Annotated in this window: 21 protein-coding genes; 7 read left to right on the top strand and 14 right to left on the bottom strand. The window is 42.6% G+C overall.

The genetic code is table 11. The features are described 5' to 3' along the window. Nucleotides 1–61: 61 nt before the first annotated feature. Nucleotides 62–298 carry a YuzB family protein gene (locus D4T97_RS04045; RefSeq protein WP_126047860.1) on the bottom strand — a complete coding sequence of 79 codons (237 nt, stop codon included), beginning with the start codon at nucleotides 296–298 and terminating at the stop codon, nucleotides 62–64. A gap of 234 nt (nucleotides 299–532) precedes the next feature. On the opposite strand from D4T97_RS04045, the gene D4T97_RS04040 reads away from it, so the two are divergent. Further along, nucleotides 533–1,600: an NAD(P)/FAD-dependent oxidoreductase gene (locus tag D4T97_RS04040; protein ID WP_126047858.1), complete on the top strand. Its 1,068-nt coding sequence runs from the start codon at nucleotides 533–535 to the stop codon at nucleotides 1,598–1,600. A gap of 555 nt (nucleotides 1,601–2,155) precedes the next feature. Here D4T97_RS04040 and D4T97_RS04035 read toward each other — a convergent pair. Then, the gene (locus tag D4T97_RS04035; RefSeq protein WP_126047855.1) at nucleotides 2,156–2,479 is read right to left on the bottom strand and encodes a YuzD family protein; all 324 of its coding nucleotides are present in this window, start codon (nucleotides 2,477–2,479) and stop codon (nucleotides 2,156–2,158) included. A 462-nt stretch (nucleotides 2,480–2,941) separates the two neighbouring features. Between D4T97_RS04035 and D4T97_RS04030 the strand changes: the two genes are divergently transcribed. Then, nucleotides 2,942–3,178, top strand: coding sequence for a NifU family protein (locus tag D4T97_RS04030; protein WP_126047853.1), 237 nt, complete (start codon nucleotides 2,942–2,944; stop codon nucleotides 3,176–3,178). A gap of 48 nt (nucleotides 3,179–3,226) precedes the next feature. Here D4T97_RS04030 and yutH read toward each other — a convergent pair whose 3' ends face one another. Continuing rightward, nucleotides 3,227–4,219, bottom strand: a complete 993-nt coding sequence (gene yutH / locus D4T97_RS04025; protein ID WP_126047851.1) for a spore coat putative kinase YutH — start codon at nucleotides 4,217–4,219, stop codon at nucleotides 3,227–3,229. A gap of 159 nt (nucleotides 4,220–4,378) precedes the next feature. Between yutH and D4T97_RS04020 the strand changes: the two genes are divergently transcribed. Further along, nucleotides 4,379–4,879, top strand: a complete 501-nt coding sequence (locus D4T97_RS04020) for a phosphatidylglycerophosphatase A family protein (protein ID WP_126047849.1) — start codon at nucleotides 4,379–4,381, stop codon at nucleotides 4,877–4,879. Between the two features lie 262 nt (nucleotides 4,880–5,141). Beyond that, complete coding sequence (locus tag D4T97_RS04015; protein ID WP_126047847.1) at nucleotides 5,142–6,743, top strand: methyl-accepting chemotaxis protein; 1,602 nt, start codon at nucleotides 5,142–5,144, stop codon at nucleotides 6,741–6,743. A gap of 259 nt (nucleotides 6,744–7,002) precedes the next feature. On the opposite strand, the gene D4T97_RS04010 is transcribed toward D4T97_RS04015, so the two are convergent. Then, nucleotides 7,003–7,767: a TIGR01457 family HAD-type hydrolase gene (locus tag D4T97_RS04010; RefSeq protein WP_126047845.1), complete on the bottom strand. Its 765-nt coding sequence runs from the start codon at nucleotides 7,765–7,767 to the stop codon at nucleotides 7,003–7,005. 19 nt (nucleotides 7,768–7,786) lie between these two features. Beyond that, nucleotides 7,787–8,224: a type VII toxin-antitoxin system HepT family RNase toxin gene (gene hepT, locus D4T97_RS04005; protein ID WP_126047843.1), complete on the bottom strand. Its 438-nt coding sequence runs from the start codon at nucleotides 8,222–8,224 to the stop codon at nucleotides 7,787–7,789. 110 nt (nucleotides 8,225–8,334) lie between these two features. On the opposite strand from hepT, the gene D4T97_RS04000 reads away from it, so the two are divergent. Continuing rightward, complete coding sequence (locus tag D4T97_RS04000) at nucleotides 8,335–8,649, top strand: cytosolic protein (RefSeq protein WP_126047841.1); 315 nt, start codon at nucleotides 8,335–8,337, stop codon at nucleotides 8,647–8,649. 266 nt (nucleotides 8,650–8,915) lie between these two features. Here the strand turns inward: D4T97_RS04000 and D4T97_RS03995 are convergent, their stop codons facing one another. After that, complete coding sequence (locus tag D4T97_RS03995; RefSeq protein WP_126047839.1) at nucleotides 8,916–9,191, bottom strand: YutD family protein; 276 nt, start codon at nucleotides 9,189–9,191, stop codon at nucleotides 8,916–8,918. 114 nt (nucleotides 9,192–9,305) lie between these two features. Here D4T97_RS03995 and D4T97_RS03990 point away from each other — a divergent pair, with 114 nt between their 5' ends. Next, nucleotides 9,306–9,944, top strand: coding sequence for a YhcN/YlaJ family sporulation lipoprotein (locus D4T97_RS03990; protein ID WP_232019380.1), 639 nt, complete (start codon nucleotides 9,306–9,308; stop codon nucleotides 9,942–9,944). Nucleotides 9,945–10,009: 65 nt separating this feature from the next. Beyond that, nucleotides 10,010–10,984 carry a M23 family metallopeptidase gene (locus D4T97_RS03985; RefSeq protein WP_328588753.1) on the top strand — a complete coding sequence of 325 codons (975 nt, stop codon included), beginning with the start codon at nucleotides 10,010–10,012 and terminating at the stop codon, nucleotides 10,982–10,984. 35 nt (nucleotides 10,985–11,019) lie between these two features. Here D4T97_RS03985 and D4T97_RS03980 read toward each other — a convergent pair whose 3' ends face one another. The 8 genes from D4T97_RS03980 to sufB form a co-directional block, all read right to left on the bottom strand. Then, nucleotides 11,020–11,136, bottom strand: a complete 117-nt coding sequence (locus tag D4T97_RS03980; RefSeq protein WP_126047837.1) for a methionine/alanine import family NSS transporter small subunit — start codon at nucleotides 11,134–11,136, stop codon at nucleotides 11,020–11,022. A gap of 1 nt (nucleotide 11,137) precedes the next feature. Further along, nucleotides 11,138–12,658 carry a sodium-dependent transporter gene (locus D4T97_RS03975; protein WP_126047835.1) on the bottom strand — a complete coding sequence of 507 codons (1,521 nt, stop codon included), beginning with the start codon at nucleotides 12,656–12,658 and terminating at the stop codon, nucleotides 11,138–11,140. A gap of 178 nt (nucleotides 12,659–12,836) precedes the next feature. Next, on the bottom strand, nucleotides 12,837–14,432 hold the full coding sequence (locus D4T97_RS03970) for a Na+/H+ antiporter NhaC family protein (RefSeq protein ID WP_126047833.1): 1,596 nt from the start codon (nucleotides 14,430–14,432) through the stop codon (nucleotides 12,837–12,839). A 309-nt stretch (nucleotides 14,433–14,741) separates the two neighbouring features. Beyond that, complete coding sequence (gene yunB, locus D4T97_RS03965) at nucleotides 14,742–15,512, bottom strand: sporulation protein YunB (RefSeq protein ID WP_232019379.1); 771 nt, start codon at nucleotides 15,510–15,512, stop codon at nucleotides 14,742–14,744. Nucleotides 15,513–15,588: 76 nt separating this feature from the next. Then, a complete protein-coding gene (locus D4T97_RS03960; RefSeq protein ID WP_126047829.1) occupies nucleotides 15,589–15,891 on the bottom strand; it encodes a YunC family protein in 303 nt (100 codons plus the stop codon). Between the two features lie 311 nt (nucleotides 15,892–16,202). Beyond that, nucleotides 16,203–17,573 carry a bifunctional metallophosphatase/5'-nucleotidase gene (locus D4T97_RS03955; RefSeq protein ID WP_126047827.1) on the bottom strand — a complete coding sequence of 457 codons (1,371 nt, stop codon included), beginning with the start codon at nucleotides 17,571–17,573 and terminating at the stop codon, nucleotides 16,203–16,205. A gap of 98 nt (nucleotides 17,574–17,671) precedes the next feature. Beyond that, the gene (locus tag D4T97_RS03950; RefSeq protein WP_126048085.1) at nucleotides 17,672–18,514 is read right to left on the bottom strand and encodes a DUF72 domain-containing protein; all 843 of its coding nucleotides are present in this window, start codon (nucleotides 18,512–18,514) and stop codon (nucleotides 17,672–17,674) included. 161 nt (nucleotides 18,515–18,675) lie between these two features. After that, nucleotides 18,676–20,076, bottom strand: coding sequence for a Fe-S cluster assembly protein SufB (gene sufB / locus D4T97_RS03945; protein WP_126047825.1), 1,401 nt, complete (start codon nucleotides 20,074–20,076; stop codon nucleotides 18,676–18,678). Nucleotides 20,077–20,082 lie beyond the last annotated feature (6 nt).

Raw genomic sequence — 20,082 nt, 5'->3', positions numbered from 1 at the left:
GAGAAATGAAGTCTTCCTTTATTATAAACTCCGGATGTTCTATTCACAACTAAACGGCTTATTAAAACATCGGATTGTCTTCTAAATACTGGTAAATATTTTTGACAAGATCCTCTGGGCTATCCCCAGTGACCACTTCTCCATTAACGAGGGCGTATAAAGTTTCTGCGCATAAATCACAATGATCTAGACATCCATATTCCACAATATCCAGATCTGGATCATCCTCCAATTTTTGCATTGCTTCATATCCACCCATGCCTAGATTGCTGATGCAAAATTCTATGATAGGATTCATTTAATTCACCTCATTACCAGTCTTAATCCTACTCTTTTCGCATGGGTTAGTCAATTTGAAAGGCTGAAAAGAACTCTGTTCTTAAATTAAATAATGCGAAGTGAACATCTTAATCCTGTTGTATATCAGTGTAGATTCCGCTATACTTTACGTTGGATATAGAACTGATAAATACATATTTATAAATGTGTTTTCTTATATTGTTTAAATAGATGGCAAAAGGAGACTGTTTGCATGAAAAAATTAGTGCTTCTTGGCGGTGGATATGGGAACATGCGGGCGTTGCACCGTTTGCTGCCAAACAACCTGCCCGAAGATGTAACCATCACTCTGATTGACAGAGTGCCATACCATTGTCTTAAAACTGAGTACTATGCATTGGCCGCCGGAACGGTTTCAGACCAAGAGGTCCGAGTGCCTTTTCCTGAACATCCGCGCCTTGAACTCAAATACGGGGAAATAACGAACATCGACTTGGAAAACAAACTTGTCCATTTAGCCGAAGATGAACCTGTGGCTTATGATGATTTAATTATTGGCCTCGGCTGTGAGGATAAATATCACAATATTCCCGGTGCAAAAGAATACACACATAGTATCCAAAATATAGGAAAAGCCCGGGAAACATATCAAACCTTGAACAACTTGCCTGCAAATTCGGTTGTCAGTATTGTAGGCGGAGGCCTGAGCGGAGTCGAACTCGCAAGTGAGCTTAGGGAGAGCCGTGAAGATTTGGTCATCAAATTATTTGACCGTGGAAAAATCATTCTATCCGCATTTCCGGAAAGAGTCAGCCGCTATGTACAAAATTGGTTCCAGACAAACGGCGTCGAAGTCATTAATGGAGCTAACATTACGAGGGTAGAAGACCGCACACTCTTCAATCATGATGAGCCGGTTCATTCTGACGTCATTGTTTGGACTGCCGGTATACAGCCAAACCGGATTGTACGTGATATGGATGTCGAAAAAGACAAACAGAACAGAGTAGTATTAACGAAATATCACAACATTCCTGTTGATGAGCATGTTTATGTTGTCGGAGACTGCGCAAGCCTCCCTTATGCTCCAAGCGCTCAGCTTGCCGAGGGACAAGCCGATCAAATAGTGCAGGTCCTTCAGAAACGCTGGAGCGGGCAGGAGCTCCCGGAAGAATTGCCAACCATCAAATTAAAAGGTGTGCTTGGCTCACTTGGTAAAAAACAGGGCTTCGGGCTGATGGCTGAGCGGGCAATCACAGGCCGTATTGCTCGGATCTTGAAGTCTGGTATCCTGTGGATGTACAAGTATCATAATGGGTGAGTAGAAAAGCAGAAGCGCCTCGGTCAGCCCCGACAAGCATAAGAAGGGTGCTGCCTGAAGGCGTTTCTTGCCTTCAGAAGCAACTGGCTTATGACCTCGAGGAGCTAGGCGCTGGAGCTAGACACTGGACGACTCCTGACGAGATAAAGGAAACACGGCGAAGCCGCAGGCAAGCCGATGTTGACTTATCGTAGGAAAGCTACTGACTTCAATAACATCGTGTGTATCTTCCTCGAGTAAACTTCAAGCAGCTTTGCGACAAGGTAACATAGCTTCCTGAATAAGCTTTGCCTTGGAGCACCCAGAGAAGGAAGTCTGCTAGTCGCTGGAGCCTGAAGCTAGACAGTAGAAAAGCAGAAGCGCCTCGGTCAGCCCCGACAAGCATAAGAAGGGTGCTGCCTGACGGCGTTTTTTGCCTTCAGAAGCAACTGGCTTATGACCTCGAGGGGCTAGGCGCGGGAATTGTGTTATAAATACGAAAGCGGCTGTCCATTTACATTTCTCGATATATCGAAAATGCCGGAATCAGGGTTTTTATACTGATTCCGGCATTTTTTATTCTGCGTGGTATCCATGTTCTTCCAACTTCTTATACACATCTTTTAACCTTGGGTTCCCCTCACCGATGATTTCGTCATCCATGGTGACGACCGGATAAAATAAGTCTTCCTCGACTACCCGCTCTGCAAATGCTTTTGCAGCTTCATCTTCCGGCGGATTAAAAATATCGATGTAATGGATTTTAAACGGCTGTCCGGGATATTTCCGGGAGATGGCAGCTTCCAGCCATTCATATGTTTCTTTCGAAGAAGGGAGATTCACACAACTTGCGCAAATCTGCTCTGCCCCATATACAAAAATCTCTGCTTCCTTTTTCATTGCTCCCACGCTCCTTTCCCTTTATTGTACCGATTTTATAAAGAAAAGCGCAAGGCGTTCAGCCTCGGGCAACAAGCACATGACGAATTGCAAGGAGGCAACTAAGCCACCACAGCAAAGCAACTAACTTATATTACACCATGCGAAGCAACTAACTTATATCACACCATGCGAAGCATCCTTAGCATGTATATTTTTCATCCAGTTTGTGACCTTTAGCCGATGGCGCCTGGCGCTAAACATAACTTATAAATAAAGATCACGGAATGCCGTTAAGGATTCCAAATAATTTCCCCAACAAATGGAAGCCACCTTTTTCTAGACCAAAAAGTTGCCTTCATCTAAAACCAAACCTTAGAGGCTGCCCTCGAAAAACTGCAACAGATGGGCAAGCCCAAACAAACCCATAGATTTTTTTTTCATTTCTGCTTATAATGGGTAATAGGAAGGGAGTAGATCTGAATGTCTGAACAAACAATGATCAGTCAAGTTCAAGAAGTACTCGATAAATTGCGTCCATTTCTGCTTCGCGACGGCGGTGACTGCGAACTCGTTGATGTAGATGAAGGAATTGTAAAACTTCGCCTTTTGGGTGCCTGCGGTACTTGCCCAAGCTCAACTATTACATTAAAAGCCGGCATAGAGCGAGCATTAGTCGAAGAAGTGCCTGGCGTCATTGAAGTAGAACAGGTATTTTAATTCGCGATTCGGATTTTCCGGATCGCTTTTTCGTTTTAGCAAAATATTTTAAAGCCATTCAACCGCCGGCAATTTTTTTTTCACGCCCACCATTGTATAAAAAGAACGCAGGAACTGTTCATAATCCTTCGTATCCCTTAAATATCTGTCGAGGGTTTCTTCAAGATGCTTTTTTACTGATTGTGAATGTGTATTGTAATATTCTTCCACACAGACAAAGTAATGCAAGGGAAACAATAGTCTTGCATAGATAAGTCTCCAGGCAAAAGGAGATATTGGGGAAACGGATTGGTAGTCGTTTAAAAAGCTCATCATATCAGGACGAAGTATCCGGCTTCCTTTAAAGTATCGGTCCCTGACCCATTCGGAAATATCCCTGGATGGATGGTCAAGCACCCAATCAAATGGATTTCTGATCTCTTGTTCATTTTTCCAAAGATCTTCATGAAAGCGTTCATGACAAATTGTTCCATAATCAAAATGCTGCGGCTTCTCGTCCAGTTCTGTATCAGTTACATATTGAATTGCATTTTCACAAAGTCCCATATAGTAAGGGAAAGATTCAATGAACATCTTGTCAAACTCTTCCCTTGGGGGCTCTTGGCTCAAGCCACCCCAAACCTTTTCCATTTGGTCAAGCCTGGCAGCCCAAAAATCCTTCCATTCGCCGGCCCGATTCAAAGTCTTGATGGGGGCCTGAAGATTTTTTCCACGGTTATGGAATTTAGCCAGTTGACGGCCAGTCTTTCTGAGTCGGTTTGTCGTATGAAATTGATTTTGTAGGAGTACATAATCCTCATTTTCATGAGTAATTAAGTACTTACCTTCTTTGCCTGAAACAAATCTTGCAACTTTTTTGTCAGAATTCTTTGCCATGTGCTCAGACATTTCATATAATTCTATTAGAACCTCCTGTTCCACATGTGTCACAGAGACAATAGTATACAACAAACCATTCGAAACATGGCGAATTTGCCGTCCAATCCGGATCGATTGATCCGCTTTAATGTTAAAATACTTCTCCAAAATGTCCATCGCCATAAAACATCCCTCTCTTATCACATTTTCCTCTTTTTTAAATATATGAGCGAGATCAGCTAATTTGCTGAAGGTTTGTTTTTTACATGGAAATGGCTGGGAAGGAAATATTTAAATAAAAAAGATGCATCGAGATCAAACATTTAATAAAGGGTGAGATAAATGAGCATAGAAAGAAAAATGACAAAACTGGAAAAGACAGCACGCCGCCTATTGAATGAACGCGGTGTGACCATTGAAGATATCGCAGAACTTGTGATGTATTTGCAAAAAAAATACCATCCCGAGCTAACAGTTGATGATTGCATTTTTAATATTGAGCGTGTCCTGCGTAAACGTGAAGTCCAAAATGCCATATTAACAGGAATTCAATTGGATATGCTGGCTGAACAGGGCAAACTGGATGAACCGCTTCAAACCATCATCAATACAGATGAAAGCCTGTACGGCGTGGATGAAATATTGGCTTTTTCAATTGTGAATGTATATGGATCGATCGGATTTACAAATTATGGTTACATTGACAAACAAAAACCTGGTATTCTAGCACATCTGAATGACCATTCAACTGGTGAGGTCAATACCTTCCTGGACGATATCGTCGGTGCGATTGCTGCAGCCGCTTCTAGCAGGCTGGCGCATAGTGCAAAGGGTGAAGAATAAATATCTAACAATTATCGAGGCGGCCATGAGGCCGCCTTTTCTGTGACTCATCACCCCTTCTCTTCCCCTTTCCTCCTGGCCCAACCTTCAGCTATAAAAAAATTAGTTAACTTTATTAAGCTTTTGTAAAGTTTACTGACTGCATTGTTAAGTTCCTGTAAATAACCTTCAATCGTGATTGTTTATGCCGATTTTAAAAGTGACATTTCCCATAAATGGCTCTGTCATGATCTAAAGTAAAATAGCAGGACGGTGTAAAGTGATGAACTTAAAAAAACTGTTCAATTGGTTTTTGAATTTAAAAATCGGTGTGAAATTGACATCAGCTTTTCTTATTATCGCATTGTTTCAAGTCGGTACAGGTATTATTGCACTATCGCAAATGAGCAAAATAAATGAAGAGATAGAAAAGATATACAGTGAAAGCCTTATACCTGGCCAAGAGCTTGGAGAAGCCAGGAACCTTGTCCAACAATTACGACTATCTAGCCAGGATTTATATTTATACCCGAACGAAGTGGACAAGAAGACAAAAGAAATAGAGCAAATCAGAGAAAAAATTGATACACACATCGAGGCGTATAGTAAAAGCCATTTGACAGAGGAACAGAAAGTTAAGATGGCACGATTTAATAATCAATGGGAATCTCACAATATTTCATATGATCAAGCTGTTCAATTGGCACTTGACGGGAAAAGTGCCGAATACCTGTTAACCCTTAACGGAGGGTTGCTCAAATTTCAAAATAAGATGTTTGAGGAATTGAATGAGTTAATGAAATCAGAAGCTATTTTAGCCGCAAAAGGACAAAAAGCTGCTGAGAAAACTTATTTAACAACATTAGTTGTAACAATTGGTATTATTTCGCTTATTTTTATCCTAAGTATTGTATTCGGCATTGTCATTGCAAGGGGTATTTCACAACCGCTGCGCCAATTGGTTGATTTAGTTGAAAAAGTGGCAGAGGGCGATTTATCCGAAACAACAAAAATACACATGGAGGATGAAGTCGGAGCCCTGGCTCATTCAACAAATAAAATGATTAAAAACCTGAGAGAGACAATCCAAAATATTTTAAATGCCGCAGAAAATCTCTCCGCATCCTCGGAACAGGTTTCAGCCAGTACCGAAGAGATAGCAAATGCAAGTACAAGTCAGTCAAATGCTACTCAAACAATGAATGAATTGTTTAAGGAACTGTCGGGGGCCATAAGCTCTATAGCACAAAACACTGAAGATGCTGCAGGTTTGGCGCTTAAAACAATAAAAATTGCCGAAGATGGGGAAAAAGTCGTTCAATCCTCTGTGGAAGGCGCCGGCTTAATCAGCTTGCAAATGTCACGGTTGGAAGAGGGTTCGAGGAAAATTGGAGAGATCATTGGGGTCATTGACGAAATTGCAGATCAAACAAACCTTCTTGCTCTGAATGCAGCAATTGAAGCAGCCAGGGCTGGTGAACAGGGACGAGGGTTTGCAGTCGTCGCAGATGAAGTGCGCAAGCTTGCAGATAGAAGCGCTGAAGCGACGAATGAAATTTCGAGTATCGTAAAAAACATGCAAGAAGCCACTTTTCTTAGTATAACCTCTGTTGAGGAAGGAGCAGCCAAAACACAAAAATCCCGAGAGGCCTTTGAAAAAATCATTAGCATGATTAATCGCACTGGAGACAGGGTGACAGAAATTGCAAGTGCAAGCGAAGAACAGGCTGCACAGTCGTCAGAAGTCCTCTCTCATATTGAGAGCATATCCTTCACGACCGAAAAGACAGCTGCCAGCAGTGAAGAAACTGCGTCTACCGCTAATGCATTGACAGGTTTGGCAGGTAAACTAAATGCTGTAGTGGCAGGATTTAGATTAAATTAGTAAGCACGGAGACAGAGCCTTAAATAGGCAAATGATGGAGAAGGTAATTCACCAGCAACCACACCAATGCGGCTGATTTTCATCCCACGTTGGGCTGCACTATTGAATATCCTCCTCGATTAACGAAAGGTCACATTCGTCATGAATACTCCGTATGTTCTTGCGCTCGGGGACACGCTGAAGCATTTTTATGTAATTTTTAAAGGCCTGACCCCAGTAATCAACCGGGATCAGGCCTCTTCTTTAACAGCTACGGAATTTAAACCATCCAATGTGCAAGTGTATCTAAAACATAGGTCGGTTGGCGCTTCTTTTCCTCTAATATCTCTTTTGTCGTTACGCCTGTATGTACAAGAAGCGTGTCCATTTCAAAATTGATGCCTGCCATAATATCGGTATCGTAATTATCACCAATCATCAATGTTTTATCTTTTGGAGTGCCAAGAGCTTTTAATGCCTGCTCCATGATGATAGAATACGGCTTCCCGATAAAGATGGGGTCTGTTTGGGTCGAAACTGATATTACGGATGTAATAGCACCGTTTCCAGGCATCAATCCCTTTTCCGTCGGAAGGGCTACGTCGCCATTTGTCGATATAAACAAAGCGCCATTTCGGACAGCAAGGCATGCCTTAGCAAGCTTATCATATGTTATTTCCCGGTCAATACCGATAACAACTGCCTCGGGATTCTGTTCATCAAATTTGAATCCTTTTTCACGTAAAGCTGTTGTCAGTCCCTCCTCACCAATAACATAAATTGAAGTTTCAGGATGGTTTGCATACAGATACTCGACAGTTGCCAATGAAGTCGTGAATACATCCTTCTTTTCAGCTTCAATTCCAAAATGGTTTAAGTAATCCGCCACTTGTTCCGGGGTTTTGGAGGAATTGTTCGTCACAAATAAATAAGGTACCCCTTTTTGCTTCAATCGCTTTACAAACTCGATAGCATCCGGGATACTTTCTGTCCCCCTATACATTGTACCGTCCAAATCAATAAGATAGCCATCATAGTTTTTCAATGGACTTCACCTTCCCACATCACTTCTTAAATGCTGAAACGGGCCCCAATTCATTTGTTAAATAATCCCTGACTTTCGGCGAAAATTGTTTAAGAGATGCCAATTCTTCTTTCAGCATGGACTTTACCTGGCTATGATCAACTTCAATATATTGTTGTACGAGCATTTTTCTGAATTTGATGACTGATTTCAAGCTTTCACTCATATCGTTAGTGATAACTTTTTCATCCGTAAGAATATCAATAATATCCTCATAACTTCCGGGATCCCGCATGATAAATCCGTCGATCATTGCATTACCTGTATCTAATATGGACTCGATAATAGTCTGCGCAATCCTTTCAAGCGCACCTTTTTCAATGTCTGTAGCCCATTCATCTTTTTCTTCAAAAAGCAGAATTTGTTTTTCCATATACGTTAATGTTTTCTCAATTTTTTCGCGATCTACAAAATACACGTTCTGATTACCTCCAACATTTGTTATACCTATCTTATCAAATAAATGAACTATAAACGAATAGCAGCAACGATCAGGGGCATTTTAAACATAAAAAGGTGGTCACTTACATGGACGAAACCCGCCGCGATGGCGATCATCCCGATAAAGAGGAAATCACTTATACTGATGTATCTAATGTTGAAACCCAAAGAAACTTTATTATTCCCGAAGATTTTCCCGAGGGGCCATATGGAGCACCCAGTGGTAAACATACAAAGGTTGAAAATAAATCCACCCCCTGGGAAGAAGGACAGCGACCGTACAGTGCATTTAACTATGAATACAAATCCATGCACCAAAACAGGCCGCGGGAGTTTCCCGGTGCCCATCCGACACATGATGATCCAAACAGGGATACGGAACCCCCTTATGAAGATAGCTGACTAAAAAATGGCCAAGAACAAAGCTTGGCCATTTTTTAATGGGGAGGAATTTTTCGTATATCGTAAACGGGTATTTCAACTTTTCTCATTATCCAGCGACGCACAGGATGTGCTAATGCAGGCGAAGCGACAGGACGTCGCTGCTTGAGCCTGCCTGCGGCGCCTAGCCCTCGAAGTCATAAGTCAAAATCGTTGCTAAAGGCAAACTGCGCCTCTTTCAGCGATTGCCCTATGCTTGTCGGGGCTAACCAGGCGCCTCCGCTTTTCTATTTATCCACTTTTCTCAACACAAAATACGCGCAGCCAAAGTTACAGTATTCGTATAAATAGTCCGACATTGTGCTTATTTTCGTATCAAAAGATGCCTTATTGTTATCATCTGAAAAGAAGCCCTTTAAACGGAGTTGGCCATATCCCCAATCACCGACAATATAATCGTATTTTATTAATATATCGCTGAAGCGAGCCCTCAAAGCTTCCTCATTGAAGCCGTCCCGGAATTCTTCAACGAGCTCATATTGCTTATTTTGTATTGCAACCAATTATCTCACCCGCTTAGTTTATTAATCACTTCTTTAAATTATAACTCAAACGGCAACAATTTCTAGTAAAAAACTTGCTTTTCAGTACATCCTAATGTAGAGGAGGTGTATTTTTTGAAAAAGTCAAAGGTTGGAGCGATCATTTTAAGTGCCATGATACTGGGTGCCTGCGCCGTAAATGAACGCCAAACTGCAGAAAATGACGCTGTTTACAAGAAAAGCGGGAACACGATTAACAGGGATGACAGGCATGATTTATATAACCCGTCAAATAACGATAATAATTTTGGATTTGTTCGGGAAGTTAAAAGCCCTGTCCCTGGTGAAACGGCAAAATTCAACCGTAATGACGCTATGGATCGCGAAAAAACAGCCAGTATGATCAGTAAGATGACGGTGGCTCTACCAAATGTTCTTGACAGCAGTGTTGTCGTTACAGACGCTGAGGTATTAATTGCCTATAAATTAAGTGAAACAGATAAAAAATCCCGTTTCGATACGGCTGATCAAGTCAAGAAAACAGCTATGTCTGCCGTACCACGCTGGTATCATGTGTATGTTACTGATGACCCGGCTTTAAGACAATACGTTGAAAACATTGCTTCCATGAAACCTAATTCTGCCGACAAAGATCAAACGGTCAGAAGTACAGTCCGTATGATGAAAGAAAGCTCTCCACAAGGGCGAAAAATGAGTGATACTGAAAATGAAAATGGTGAAAGTAGAGAAGATCGCATGATCAATTCCAGATAAATTCGAAATATCGGCCCGTGTTCATCATGGGCCTGCTTATTTTTCACCAAGGAGGTGGAATCCATTTGAGAACAATATTACTCTTTATCATACTTATGTTTTCTTCAGGAATTCTTATTGAAGCCGCAGAGCTCCCGCAAGCAGAGTTGTACCAAAAAAGAATGGAACTGTATAAAAAAACCGAAATGTCTACAGGCGTTCCATGGTTTTATATTGCCGCTGTCGATCAATACGAACAGAGCATCCGTCATGTAAGAAAAGACTTGCCCAAACCGGACGGCTTGGTGGGAATATACATTAAACCCGAATACTGGGCAGGAATTGCCAATCCATATATAGAAGATAGCAATCCATTGTCCATCAGCTTTTTTAACGGTAAGGGGTTAGATGGAAATGGTGACGGTAAGGCGGAGAGAAAAAACGAAGAAGACCTTTTGTATACAGCGGGAAAATACCTTGCCAAATATGGTACAGATGACACAAGAATTCGGATTGCTTTATGGAATTATTACAAAAGAGATCAAGCCGTCATCGCGATAATGACCAATGCAAAAGTTTATAGAAAAATGAATCGGATAGACTTACAAGAAAAAGTCTTCCCCCTCCCCAAAGGCTACAATTATTCATACAACAATACTTGGGGTGACCGCCGTGGCTGGGGTGGGCGGAGAATTCATGAAGGAACTGATATTTTTGCCGGATATGGCGTTCCCGTGAGATCCGTTGCTTATGGAGTTGTAGAATTAAAAGGATGGAACAAGTTCGGCGGCTGGCGGATAGGTGTTAGGGACTTAAACAATACCTATCATTATTATGCACACTTAAACGGCTTTGCCAAAGATTTAAAAATTGGAGATGTTGTAAAGCCTGGCGATATTATTGGCAGCGTGGGCAGTTCAGGATACGGCCCTCCGGGGACTGCCGGAAAGTTCCCCCCACATCTTCATTTTGGAATGTATAAGGACAATGGCATCAACGAATGGTCATTTGACCCGTACCCGCATTTAAAAGCCTGGGAACGGTCACAGTCAAAAAAATGAAGCTTTGGGAGTCACGCCCCAAAGCTTCTGGTATTTCATGCTTTTCTTTTTGCTTCCTTGGATTTGGAGATTGCCAAAGCGACACTCGCTCCAAAACCACCCCAAATAATGACAACACCGATAATCATCATTGCTATTGCGCTGCCGCTCATTTTATCCCGCCTCCCTTTCGTCCACTTTAGTTTCATAATTGAGATCGTGGCCTTTCCATGGTTTCAAGGACATCAAGATGCCAAAAAACATGGCGCCAAGAGCAACAGTCCATCCGTACTTGAACAGGAACTCACGAGGGTAATCACCGCCGCCGTAATCTCCAACTAGGTTTTGGCGCAAGTTGTCGAACATCATGTAACCGAGAACAACAGGGGTAATGATCGATAATGAAATCCTCCACCATGCACCTAATCTGATATCCGACACAGAGTCCGCATAAGATTGAAGCGGTTTCAATTGTTTCGCAAACCATGCAATAAAGATAACTTCAAACAGGCCAGCCATGGCAACTCCAAATTGGTTTATGAAATAGTCTGCAACGTCAAGCAGGTTCAAACCGTTCTGTGTTGCGAAAGCAAGGGAAATGATGGCTGTCAACCCTGCTCCAAATGTAACCGCTGATGCCCTGGAAACATTGAACTTTTCCTGTATACCTGCAATGTATGTCTCAACGATAGAAATGAGCGATGTCAAGCCAGCCAGCGTTAAGGAGACGAAGAATAGGATACCAAAGGCTTGTTGGAATCCTGGCAACTCATTGATTATAGTAGGAAAGACTGAAAACGCCAGTAATACTCCGCCTTGAACAACTTCATTTACTCCTACACCCTGCTGGGCAGCCATAAATCCTAAAGCAGCAAAAACACCAAATCCGGCAAGTAATTCAAATCCTGAGTTCGCAAAACCTGTAATAAAAGCACTGTTCGTAATATCGGATTTTTTTGGTAAATAACTTGAATAAGTAATCATAATGGCAAATCCGATTGATAAACTGAAGAATATTTGTCCATACGCTGCAACCCAAACCTTACCGTTGGTGATCGTACTCCAGTCCGGTTTGAAGAAAGTATTCAATCCCTCAACGGCTCCATCCAGCGTAAGTGCCCGGATTACAATAACTGTGAATAAAACAACCAAAAGCGGAATCATGATCTTTGTAGCTGCTTCAATGCCCCTTTTAACCCCGGCATACATGATAGCCAAAACGATTACCCACACAAGGATTAATGGGATGAGAACCCCGGGTACAAAGCTCCCCATGGAAGCTGTGTCTCCCACTTTTAAGTAGTCTGCAATCAAGAAATTAGTCGTATCAGTTCCCCAGTCCAATTTAAAGGAAAAATAGGTATAGGCCAATGCCCATGCAATGATGACCGAATAATATGTGGCAATAACAAACGAGATGCCGATTTGCCACCATCCGATCCATTCGCCGCCTCTTCGGACTCTTGCCAGAGATAGCGGTGCCGACCCTCTGTATTTGTGGCCGATGGCAAATTCCAAGATCAGCAATGGAATTCCTGCAGTAAGCAGTGCGAACAAGTACGGAAGAAAGAACGCCCCTCCCCCGTTATCATACGCAACAGCCGGGAAACGCCAAATGTTTCCTAGTCCAATCGCCGAACCGACAGCGGCAAAAATAAATCCGGCTCTCGAACCAAATTGCGCACGATTTTCCATTAAAATACCCCCTCATAATAAATTTTTTCTTGCGAAGAGTCTGAATATTATTCAAACTTTAAAGTTAGTATATCTATTCATTCTTATTTTGTCAAAATGAAATTATGCAATAAATCTATATAAATTTTATAATAAAACTATTCTAGCATAAAAAAAAGACAGCCAAAAAGCTGTCTTTTTATCTTCCAGGATTCGGTTTTTCCGTAACCATATTACCCTGAGGCACTTTATTCTTTTTTGTAGTCAACGCGAAGATAATCAACAGGACAATAACCGCTGCAAGTCCCATCATCCCATTATCAGTCAAGCCCATGACAACGAATCCGATAGCAGCTATCAATGCTGACAATAAGGCATATGGAAGCTGAGTGATGACATGGTCCATATGATTGCATCCGGCCCCAGTAGAGGACAGGATTGTTGTGTCTGAAATTGGAGAGCAATGATCTCCAAAGACGGATCCAGCAAGGACAGCGGCTAGCGCCGGCAGCATCATTGACATATCTGTTGCAGCCACTACTTGTCCCGCAATCGGCAATAAGATTCCAAATGATCCCCAAGATGTACCTGTTGCAAAAGCCATTAAGCCTGCAACGACAAACATGACCAACGGCAAAAATGCAATATTCATTTGAGAGTTTGCAACGACGTTCCCCAGGTACACCCCAGTACCTAATTCATCAATCAGGGTAATGATTGCCCACGCAAATACTAAAATCAACACCGCCGGGAGCATGGATTTCATGCCAACGCCGATTCCTTTCAAAAGGAGCGAGGAGTCCATCGAACTGTTTATAGCCTTTTGGCGGAAAAATGAGATAGCAGAAACAACGAGGCCTAACAGTCCTCCATATACAAGCGCCAATGAGACATCTGCATTTCCGAAGATGTCCATAATCGTGGCTCCGCCTTCGCTTCCTTTCAAACCGCTCCAAACAATAGCTGCAATTGTTCCAACAAAAAGTGCAACGATCGGCCAGAGCAAATCTCCTACCGTTCCTTTTTCACTAGACGGCAACTCTTCTTTTATCTCACCAGGAATTTCCTTATCCGGATCATAAGGAATACCTGTTTCCATCGTTCTTTCTTCATGCGCTCTCATTGTCCCAAAGTCAACATTGCGAATCGCAATAATAAAAACAACTCCGAGCGTTGCCCATACATACAGGTTCATTGGAATAATCTTCAGGAAAGCTGTAAACGCGGATATATCTGTAATATTATGCGTCGCAAGCACTGTACCGATAATTCCAATGATGAAAGCCCCCCAGCTGGAAATCGGTGAAATCACACAAATCGGTGCCGATGTTGAATCAATCAAATATGCAAGCTTCGCCCTGGACACTCGATGGCGGTCCGTGATTGGACGTGCCACCTGGCCAACCGCAAGCGCGTTAAAGTAGTCATCGATAAAGATAATAATTCCAAATATCGCAGTTAAAATTTGTGCGCCTGCACGGGTTTTCACTTTTGTCATGGCCCATTCGCCGAAAGCCCTGCTTCCCCCAGCAATATTAACAAGAGCGGTGATTGCACCCAGTAAAAACAGGAATACCAATATATATAAGTTCCAAGTGTTTAATCCACCATCTTCAACAAAAATCCCTTTAACGGCATCCCATAAAATTGAAAAAGATTGTACGATATTTCCTTTTCCCAATAAAAAGGCTGAAACAATAATGCCGGTTCCTAAAGAAAGCAACACCCTCCGGGTCAGGATAACCATCAAGATAGCCAATAATGGCGGCAATAGTGAAAAAATCGACTGCTCCATATTTTCCTCCATTTCTCACACAGACAATTGCTGTGCACTGCTGCATCGGTTTCTGCAAATGATATGAACCGGAATAATTTTATAGAAATATAGAAATTGCATTTTTCATAAGCTTCACTTTCTTGCAGAACCATTGTTAAAAAAAGAAAAAAACCACATCATGCGTGGCCTCTTACAATATAACACCAGCGAAGCTTTTTGTTAATATTTTTTATTGTAACTTCCTCTGTTTTCCACCCCTCAATCACTTGAAAAGGTTTTCATACTGTTATACAAGTATAATATCATTAAACGTAATTGTTGACAATCCTAAGGTGAATTTTGAGAACCAGGATACTGAATGGACGGGTTCATTGTCCCACTGTTGTTATAAAATTGCGGAACGTCCAATGGATAGAGTCCAATGGCAATCGGCACTTCCTGATCGACTTTCGCCTGTCCGCTACCAAAAGGGATAATAATCTGGACGTTGACACTGACCTGGACTGACACTGTTACGAACATGTTGTTAATAGGATATTGTTCAACCTTTGTTTCAACATTCGTATTTACACTGCCGACAGGAGTGAACCGAATCGGTATCCGCGGGCCTAGGTTGGCCAACAAGGCATTATTCGTTGCCTGGCCAAGAGGAAATGAATATACGATTCCTTCGCCTTTTGCAGATTGATCGTAGGAAAATTGCACACCTGTCTCCTGATGAAATGAGGCCAGATTTCCTGCTTCTGCTTGTCTGAGATTCAATTGAATTGCTCTGGATATGTCCGCCTGAGTCTCATTGATAATATCGGTCTTGAACTGGACTGTCTTTCCACCGACTCCATCCGGGACAATCTCCGTTATTTCCCTTAAGTCTTTTACTTCCGGAATCACATCCTTGACGGCTTTGCTGACCACCATCGGCGCAATTTTCTTTGTTTGGGATTCTGCATAACTTATTAATACGGGCTTGATCCCTTTATTCACAATCCACAGTCCAGCAGCTGTGGAAAAAATAAAAAAAACGAATGATATTAACATGACATAGCGGAAAGGTAGTGGTCCCCGCCGGTACTTACGAGCATGAAATCGAGCCAACACTAATCCCCCCTTATACAAATATATGCGTACAAGGAGGGATATAGCGCACGTTTATAAAATTGCCCGCTGCCGTCCATCAAAGCATTTTTAACAATGCGTTGCGGCCCGTGGTTCCGGGTGTGATGCCAAGCTCTCGTGCAGCAAGCGTTACCGATTCCAACGGTGCATCCAGCAATTGGCCGATCGTTCTGACTCCGACCGCCCTGCCTGCAATAATACCGCGGTCTTTCAGCTTGCTGTTTAACAACCCGACATCAAGGGCACCGCACATAATGTATCCTTTATCATTTGATACAGTAAGAAGTGTTGTTTTCGGCAAACGAACAGTGGATGCGACAAACATATGCCCGTCAATCACCACGGGCTCAATACTAACCATTGAATCCACCCCTTCCGGTACCCATTATATGAAGGGGCGAATGAATAGTTGCACAGGGTGTTACAATATGTTTTCCATCTTGTTATTCGTTACGAAGAACAGGCTAAACTTGAAATTCGAGAACGAATAAGCGGCTTTCCTCACCGATATACAGGTTAAACCCGATTCTCGGGCACGAATTCAGCCGATGCAAGGAACGGGATATTAGGGGATCATCTAAAAAAGCTTAGCAAATTAGTCAGTTCAGAGATAGGCTGACTGGTTTTTAATAGGAGCTATTGCCGCCCAGTTCCCCTTCCTAGACTGGAAGGTCAGATATAACGGTTTTTCAATTCCCATTCCATAAGATCGCGGACAAATTCCGGTAAATAGTATATCTTCCTTCTGGCATTTTTTATAGGTGGCAAAAACACACCAAATGTGAACATATCTAAAGTTGCCAAGTGATAGATTTTTTCCGGGATAAGCGGTTTTCCGGCAATTTTTATGGATTGATTATTGTTTTCAATTTCAATTTTATGGTAGACAAATTTGCCCATCATAATGCCCCTGAAGCCAAGCCCCTGGAATTCAAGTTCGGACAAGGCGCTGTCTTCAGCCTTCCGGATCACTTCCTCAAGCTCTGCGCCCGTTAATTCAACGAGACATGGATTGATGGGATGAGGAAGCATACGATGAAGGTCGTATTTCGTCACTTTTCCTTTCTCAAGCGATGAGAGGATAAGACCGGAGTTGACCAGAGCACAATCCCCTTTACACCATTTATACAGTGCCTCACACAATATAGCCGGTAGTTCGGAATGCTCCTGCCAGGAATAATTCAATGGTTGGGGAAGCGTGACTACTTCAGTTTGCAGCAGCTCTTTTCCTATCGCATCCAATTCCTTAATATATTCCCCTGCATTCGGAGGATTGTCCAAAATTGCCGTCTCAAAAAGTGAAGCTGTGAACTTTTTCCACAAAAATGGTCCCGTATCAATTTCCGCTTCTACGTAGCCGATATATTCTCCGTATCTTCCCGCAGCCCCCAATGTCGTATGGTTCACTTTTTTCCCGTTCATAAAAACGTGGTGAGTATGGCCTCCCAAAATCAGATCAACACGCGGATTGTGCTCCGCAATGGTTTGATCATCATGCATGCCCAAATGGGATAGTACGATAATGATGTCAACCTGCTTTTGCAAATCGGAAATTTGCTTTTTTAGCTCTGCTATCGGCTCAGACAATTCCCAGCCCAATAGCTTATATAGTGGACGGTAATAGGCGGTTGCTGCCGTAACACCGATTTTTGTTCCTCTTGATGTCTTATATATTTGATAAGGCAATGCCCATGAAGGCCTTGTTCCGCCTGGCAAATATACATTTGCCGCCATAACATCAAATTCCGCTTGAGCATATACATGATTTAAAACATCGTGGGGCAATGTAAGGCCTTCATTATTTCCGATGGTGACAGCCGTATAGCCCGCATCATTGAACAAAGCCACATTCCCTTTTCCAAGGGTCCCTTCCGTAAACGAATGCCATCTGTCAATAAAGTCTCCGGAGTCAAAAATAAACACATCTTCCTCGTTGGCCTCATGAAGGTCTCGACGTTCTTTTAGAAACTTTCTAATCCGCGGCCATTTTTCAAAATGGCTGTGAATGTCATTCGTATGGTATATATGAATTTTTTCTCTCACAAATACACTTCCTATCAGTCATTGGAAAAGTGGCAGCATTTTTTATCAGCGGCCTTGCTTTGTCCTGGATAAGCCCCCTAGCCGTATTAAGTGGACTATCAGAACAAATCCAATTGTTTTGCGGCAAGTCCTTCATATCTTATGTCCATCAATTGAATAAATTCTTTAGCGTTCCCGGCAGCATCTCCGCCTGAATTATTATTAAATAGGACATAGATATCCTTTGTTTCATTTTGAAGCTTCAGTATGTTTTCTTTCCATTCCAAAAGCTCTTCTTTATTATAACGATATAAATAGCGGACCTCCCGCCAATTTTTTCCGTTTGGCTTCATCCATGCAGCTGTGTTCCTTCCGTGCATTCGGACTAGCGTTTTTTCCTTATCCGTCGCTTTAAGCACCGTCGGGATCGATCCTTCACCAACCTGTGGTTCATCACAAATGCTGTGAATCCACCCCTCCGCTTCCATAAACCTCAGCGTTTGCGCACGAAACTTAGCCGAAAACCAAGACTGGTTTCGAAACTCAAGGGCAACTGGATATCCATCCATCTTGTCACGGCAATACCGCAAATATGCAACGTTTTCCTTCTTGCAGTCAAACCAAGGCGGGAATTGAAACAGAACCATCGCAAGCTTGCCGCTCTCAACGTATGGCGTTAGTGACACTTTAAACGCATCAAACATTTCCTCTTTTGACGAAAACGGAATTTCTCCGCGCTGATGACCAGTCATCCCTTGATAAGCCTTGACGACAAAGCGAAAATCAGCCGGCGTATCCTTCACCCATTTCTCCACGTTACGAGCAGGCTGAACCGCATAAAAAGACGCATCCACTTCCACTGTTGGAAAGTGGGCCGCATATTCCTTCAATTTATCACGCACAGCAACCCCTTGGTGGTAAATATCATGGTCGCCCCATCCGGTAACTCCAATATAAATCATAAAATCACCTGCATTTAGTGTAGCATGATTCAAAGTCCGTCTACCAATACTTCATCTCATATTAAAGCCGAACTTACTAGGTAAAAAATGCGGCTCTTAGTGCAAATAAAGTCAAAAAAAAGAATGGAGGCCAGGCTCTCCATTCTTTTTCACTCATATTATTAACCGATGGAACCTTCCATCTCAAACTTGATCAAACGGTTCATTTCAACCGCATATTCCATCGGAAGTTCTTTTGTAAATGGCTCGATGAAGCCCATGACGATCATTTCTACTGCTTCCTGTTCGCTGATACCGCGGCTCATCAGGTAGAAGAGCTGCTCCTCAGAGACTTTGGAAACTTTCGCTTCGTGCTCAAGTGAAATGTTGTCATTGTAAATTTCATTGTAAGGAATTGTATCTGATGTGGATTGGTCATCCAGAATCATTGTATCACATTCGATGTTTGCACGGGCACCGTCAGCTTTACGGCCGAAGTGGACGATTCCACGATACGTTACCTTACCGCCATGCTGGGACATGGATTTGGAAACGATGGAAGACGTTGTATTCGGAGCCAAGTGCATCATTTTCGCTCCTGAATCCTGATGTTGTCCTTTCCCTGCCAGTGCAATGGAAAGAGTCAATCCTCTTGCTCCTTCGCCTCTCAGCAGAACTGCAGGATATTTCATCGTGAGTTTTGAACCGAAGTTGCCGTCGATCCATTCCATTGTTGCGCGCTCATCACAGACCGCACGTTTTGTTACAAGGTTATATACGTTATTGGCCCAGTTCTGGATTGTCGTATAACGGCAGTACCCATCTTTTTTAACGATGATCTCAACAACTGCACTGTGGAGCGAGTTTGTTGTATAAGTTGGTGCTGTACAACCTTCAACATAGTGAACGTGTGCACCTTCGTCAACGATGATCAGTGTACGTTCAAACTGCCCCATGTTTTCAGAGTTGATTCTGAAATAAGCTTGGAGCGGTGTATCCACTTTTACTCCTGGCGGAACATAGATGAAAGATCCTCCGGACCAAACAGCAGAGTTCAATGCGGAAAATTTGTTGTCCGTTGGTGGAATCACTGTTGCCCAGTGTTCCTTAAAGATCTCTTCGTTTTCTTGCAAGGCGGAATCCGTATCTTTAAATACGATTCCCATCTCCTCCAGATCTTCCTTCATGTTGTGGTAAACAACTTCTGATTCATATTGTGCAGAAACCCCTGCGAGCCATTTTTGCTCAGCTTCAGGTATACCGAGCTTATCAAACGTCTGCTTAATTTCCTCAGGCACTTCGTCCCAAGAACGCTCCGCATTCTCGGACGGTTTCACGTAATATCTGATTTCATCAAAGTTAAGGGAATTTAAATCCCCACCCCACTGTGGCATTGGCATTTTGTAAAAATGCTCCAATGATTTAAGGCGAAAGTCGAGCATCCACTGAGGCTCTTCCTTCATCTTTGAAATCTCTTCAACAATTTCACGTGTCAATCCGCGCTCTGAACGGTAAATGGAAACGTCCTTATCCCTAAAGCCATATTTATATTCGCCGCCTATTTGAGGTGCTTCTTTAGCCATTGATCC

The organism is Siminovitchia acidinfaciens, from assembly GCF_003605385.1.
Classification (GTDB): domain Bacteria; phylum Bacillota; class Bacilli; order Bacillales; family Bacillaceae_C; genus Siminovitchia; species Siminovitchia acidinfaciens.
This window is presented reverse-complemented; position numbering and strand designations above follow the sequence as displayed.

Bases quoted from the DNA above. Each gene is read 5' to 3' on its own strand.
- D4T97_RS04045 (WP_126047860.1), bottom strand. From the start codon at position 298: ATGAATCCTATCATAGAATTTTGCATCAGCAATCTAGGCATGGGTGGA.
- D4T97_RS04040 (WP_126047858.1), top strand. From the start codon at position 533: ATGAAAAAATTAGTGCTTCTTGGCGGTGGATATGGGAACATGCGGGCG.
- D4T97_RS04035 (WP_126047855.1), bottom strand. From the start codon at position 2,479: ATGAAAAAGGAAGCAGAGATTTTTGTATATGGGGCAGAGCAGATTTGC.
- D4T97_RS04030 (WP_126047853.1), top strand. From the start codon at position 2,942: ATGTCTGAACAAACAATGATCAGTCAAGTTCAAGAAGTACTCGATAAA.
- yutH (WP_126047851.1), bottom strand. From the start codon at position 4,219: ATGGCGATGGACATTTTGGAGAAGTATTTTAACATTAAAGCGGATCAA.
- D4T97_RS04020 (WP_126047849.1), top strand. From the start codon at position 4,379: ATGAGCATAGAAAGAAAAATGACAAAACTGGAAAAGACAGCACGCCGC.
- D4T97_RS04015 (WP_126047847.1), top strand. From the start codon at position 5,142: ATGAACTTAAAAAAACTGTTCAATTGGTTTTTGAATTTAAAAATCGGT.
- D4T97_RS04000 (WP_126047841.1), top strand. From the start codon at position 8,335: ATGGACGAAACCCGCCGCGATGGCGATCATCCCGATAAAGAGGAAATC.
- D4T97_RS03980 (WP_126047837.1), bottom strand. From the start codon at position 11,136: ATGAGCGGCAGCGCAATAGCAATGATGATTATCGGTGTTGTCATTATT.
- D4T97_RS03975 (WP_126047835.1), bottom strand. From the start codon at position 12,658: ATGGAAAATCGTGCGCAATTTGGTTCGAGAGCCGGATTTATTTTTGCC.
- D4T97_RS03970 (WP_126047833.1), bottom strand. From the start codon at position 14,432: ATGGAGCAGTCGATTTTTTCACTATTGCCGCCATTATTGGCTATCTTG.
- D4T97_RS03960 (WP_126047829.1), bottom strand. From the start codon at position 15,891: ATGGTTAGTATTGAGCCCGTGGTGATTGACGGGCATATGTTTGTCGCA.
- D4T97_RS03950 (WP_126048085.1), bottom strand. From the start codon at position 18,514: ATGATTTATATTGGAGTTACCGGATGGGGCGACCATGATATTTACCAC.
- sufB (WP_126047825.1), bottom strand. From the start codon at position 20,076: ATGGCTAAAGAAGCACCTCAAATAGGCGGCGAATATAAATATGGCTTT.